This is a genomic window from Ferruginibacter sp. (genome assembly GCF_031430955.1).
Lineage (GTDB): Bacteria > Bacteroidota > Bacteroidia > Chitinophagales > Chitinophagaceae > Ferruginibacter.
Map to the genome: position 1 here is coordinate 1 of NZ_JANPCM010000613.1, position 3,730 is coordinate 3,730.

A 3,730-nucleotide genomic window follows, 5' to 3' on the forward strand; every position below is an offset into this window, starting at 1 on the left:
TGCATCTTTAGAAACATCTGTTTGTATTCTGTATTCATCAATTGTAGTGGGTAGAAAAACAGTCATCATGCTTGTAAATGCTTCTTCTAAAGAAGCTATTTCGTTCTTAATTTGATTAGCCATTGGGCTTACTTCTTTCTCTAATCTTCGAACCTCGGTAATTGGGTGTGATAAATATGCCCTTTTTAATTCATTGTGTTTAAAGATAAGATTATAAAGTGTCGTATAGCTATGTTTTGCGGCTAAAACATAATGAGGTTTTTTTAATTCATCTGACAAGAATTTTGACATCATTGTTTCTTTTGATCTCCAATCTAAAAGACTGAAATATCTGAGAATCATTGCAGTTTGTGTTGTTGAGGAATAGTCATGATATATTCCACCTAAATTGTTTAATCTATGATGAATATCATAAATATCATCAATTATAGTTACAATTAAATCGGCTTTGAATCCTTTTAATAAGGAAAGGTCTAACAAAGACAAATATTCTTGAGTTCGATTGTGAAAATAACACGAATGGAGATTTATAAAAACAGGTCTATTAAGATTTTTTGCTCTGATTGAGTTTATTTGTTTTATTAACTCATCTGCTGCAACTGACCAATACACTTTCAAATCTTTATAAGGTAAAAGCAGAATTTTATTTATCCATAGACGTTTTAAGGAAGGATGACCAGTTTTTTGCAGAAAAGCTTTTTCGATTTCTGTATCAATTTTTAAAATTATAGGGTTTGCATCGTAAAATTGCCCTCCTGGTTTAAACTCTTTATATTCAGAGGCAAATTTATTAAGACTCTCTGCAATGTTTATTCCAGAAATACCTGTAAATATTACAGTCATATAATTTTACTACTTCAAAGTTAATTAACGCCGCCGAATGGAGGTAATTGTATAAAAGTAATAAAAAAAATAAATTTACAGAATATTTGTTTTGTATGTGCTTTTTATCCCTTCACCAGCACCCTCACTCCCATCATTTCCCTCACCACTTTTACAATACCATTGGCATCAATACCTATTTCTTCATACAATTGTTTAGGAGTACCATGCTCTACAAGGCTATCTGGAATGCCCATAATTTTTACTTGTGCTTTATAATTATGTGCTGCCATAAATTCTAATACGGCACTTCCAAAACCACCCACAATAGTTCCATCTTCAATGGTAATAACTTTATCAAATTTTGCAAACACTTCGTGCAGCATTACTTCGTCTAACGGTTTTGCAAAACGCATATCGTAATGTGCAGGGTTTATACCATCGTTCTTTAATTCACGAATGGCACTGGCTGCAAAATTTCCCGGGTGGCCAAATGAAAGAATCGCAACACCTTCTCCATCTTTCCCACTGGATCCTGCGGACAACTTTCTGCCTGTACCAATTTTTATTTCCTTCATCTCTGTTCTCCATTCGGGCATTACACCTTCACCTCTTGGGTAGCGAATAGAAATGGGCAACTGATGTGTTTCTAATTGTGCAGTGTACATCATGTTACGTAATTCTGCTTCATTCATAGGTGCAGCTACAATCATGTTTGGTACGCAACGCATATATGCAATATCATAACAGCCATGATGCGTTGGGCCATCTTCACCCACAAGTCCGGCACGGTCTAAACAAAAAATAACAGGCAGTTTTTGTATGGCTACATCATGCACCACCATATCGTAAGCCCTTTGCATAAAAGAAGAATAGATGTTGCAAAAAACTTTCATGCCCTGTGTTGCCATGCCGGCACTCACGGTTACGGCATGTTGCTCTGCAATGCCCACATCAAAAGCACGGTCGGGCATTTTTGCCATCATGTATTTTAAAGAAGATCCGCTGGGCATTGCAGGCGTGATACCAAATATTTTTTCATTCTTTTCTGCCAGTTCAATAATAGTATGTCCAAATACATCCTGGTATTTCATTGGCTGAGGCAGATCAAAAGTTTTCTTTTGAATTTTGCCGGTTACTTTATCAAACAGGCCGGGTGCATGCCAAAGGGTTTGGTCTTTTTCTGCTAAATCGTATCCTTTGCCTTTAACTGTAACAATATGTAAAATTTTAGGGCCGGGTATATGTTTTAAATCCTGTAAAGTATCTACCAGTTTGGTAATATTATGGCCATCTATCGGCCCAAAATAACGCAGCTTCAATGCTTCAAATAAATTGGCTTTACTGCTCACCATGCCTTTTACACCTTCGGTAAGTTTGTGCGCCATAGTACGGCTGAAGTTTTTACCCACAGGCAATTTGCCGAGCAACTTCCAAACATCATCCTTTACTTTATTATACGTTTGAGAAGTGGTAATGTCGGTTAAATATTCTTTTAGCGCCCCCACATTTGGGTCGATGCTCATGCAGTTATCATTTAAAATTATCAGCACATCCGAATCGGCAACACCTGCATGATTCATAGCTTCAAAAGCCAAACCCGCCGTCATTGCACCATCCCCAATTACTGCAACACTTTTTCTGTCTTCTCCTTTATATTTTGCTGCCATGGCCATGCCTAATGCTGCACTTATTGAAGTAGAAGAATGGCCTACGCCAAAAGTATCGTACTCGCTTTCGCTGCGTTTAGGAAAACCACTAAGGCCTTTATATTTTCTGTTAGAGGGAAAATTATCTCTGCGGCCGGTTAGTATTTTATGGCCATAAGCCTGGTGGCCAACATCCCACACCAACTGATCGTATGGTGTATTGTACACATAATGCAATGCAACGCTTAGCTCCACTACTCCCAAACTTGCGCCAAAGTGGCCGCCATGCACACTTACAATATCAACAATATACTGCCTTAGCTCATCACAAACCTGGTGCAATTGTTCCCTGCTGAGTTTTTTTAAATCTGCTGGCGAATCGATATTTTTAAGAAGTGTGCCGGGAGTTAGCTCCATGCTGTAAATTTTTAATGAACAAAGTTATGTTTTTTATCTTTTAGATGTACCGTTATTAAACATACTTAAACGGGAAAAGTTCGGGTAAAATTGCGGCTGGCAGCTATTGATTTACGTAAAATTATTTTTAGTGATCTAAGTTTTAGTAAATCCTCTCATATTTTGCGTAATATTAACTTGCACTGCTATTACAACACTGCACTTACAATTATCTTTAGCTCAAACTCTTTTAAATGAAATTACCCGTTAAGATCTTGGTTGTACAAATTGCCGTGCCGCTATTAATTGCTTTGGCATATTTTGCCGCCGATAAATTTGACTGGCAAACTTTTTTTGGAACTTTTGGCATTATTGCCATACCCGTTGCCTTAGTTAATATTTTGGGGGCAATAATTATGGCCATTGCAAATTATCAAAAAAATAAAGCCTGGGTTTTAGGGCTTGTTACAAGTGCTGTTGTATTGTTTATTACAGGTTTTTTTGCAGTTACACAGCTTGATTTTGGCAGGTAGATTTTATGCCAGGTAACGCATTAAATTCAAAATCAAATCCGGGTTGGGGCAATTGCTTAAATACTTTTCGCTTTCCGATACTTTGCATACGCCGGGATAATCTCCCTCATATAAACGCATATCATCAATAATTTGAAAATGCAGGTGCGGTGGCCAGTTACCATTATCTTTTGGTGCACCAAAATGTGCCAGCAATTCTCCACGGCCTACATATTTTCCTATCTGCAAAGGTGCCAGATCTGCCAAACTTAAATGGCCGTACAGCGTATGAAAAACAACAGTATCTAACTGATGCTGTAAAATAATTGTAGCACCATAATCGCCAAAATT

At 37.3% G+C, this 3,730-nt stretch carries 4 protein-coding genes; 1 reads left to right on the plus strand and 3 read right to left on the minus strand.

Features of this window, described 5'->3' with window-relative positions:
• Both ACY65O_RS17345 and dxs read right to left on the minus strand, forming a co-directional pair.
• Positions 1–843: hypothetical protein (locus ACY65O_RS17345; protein ID WP_462222121.1), on the minus strand; the 843-nt coding region annotated here is incomplete at its 3' end.
• A gap of 104 nt (positions 844–947) precedes the next feature.
• Positions 948–2,888 carry a 1-deoxy-D-xylulose-5-phosphate synthase gene (dxs, locus tag ACY65O_RS17350; protein WP_462222122.1) on the minus strand — a complete coding sequence of 647 codons (1,941 nt, stop codon included), beginning with the start codon at positions 2,886–2,888 and terminating at the stop codon, positions 948–950.
• 233 nt (positions 2,889–3,121) lie between these two features.
• Between dxs and ACY65O_RS17355 the strand changes: the two genes are divergently transcribed.
• Entirely contained in the window at positions 3,122–3,400 is a 279-nt protein-coding gene (locus tag ACY65O_RS17355) for a hypothetical protein (protein ID WP_462222123.1), read from the plus strand.
• A 3-nt stretch (positions 3,401–3,403) separates the two neighbouring features.
• Here ACY65O_RS17355 and ACY65O_RS17360 read toward each other — a convergent pair.
• Positions 3,404–3,730: peptidoglycan DD-metalloendopeptidase family protein (locus ACY65O_RS17360; protein WP_462222124.1), on the minus strand; the 327-nt coding region annotated here is incomplete at its 5' end.

What these genes read in the sequence shown, in the direction of transcription:
- ACY65O_RS17355 (WP_462222123.1), top strand. Translation starts at nt 3,122, where the DNA reads ATGAAATTACCCGTTAAGATCTTGGTTGTACAAATTGCCGTGCCGCTA.
- dxs (WP_462222122.1), bottom strand. Translation starts at nt 2,888, where the DNA reads ATGGAGCTAACTCCCGGCACACTTCTTAAAAATATCGATTCGCCAGCA.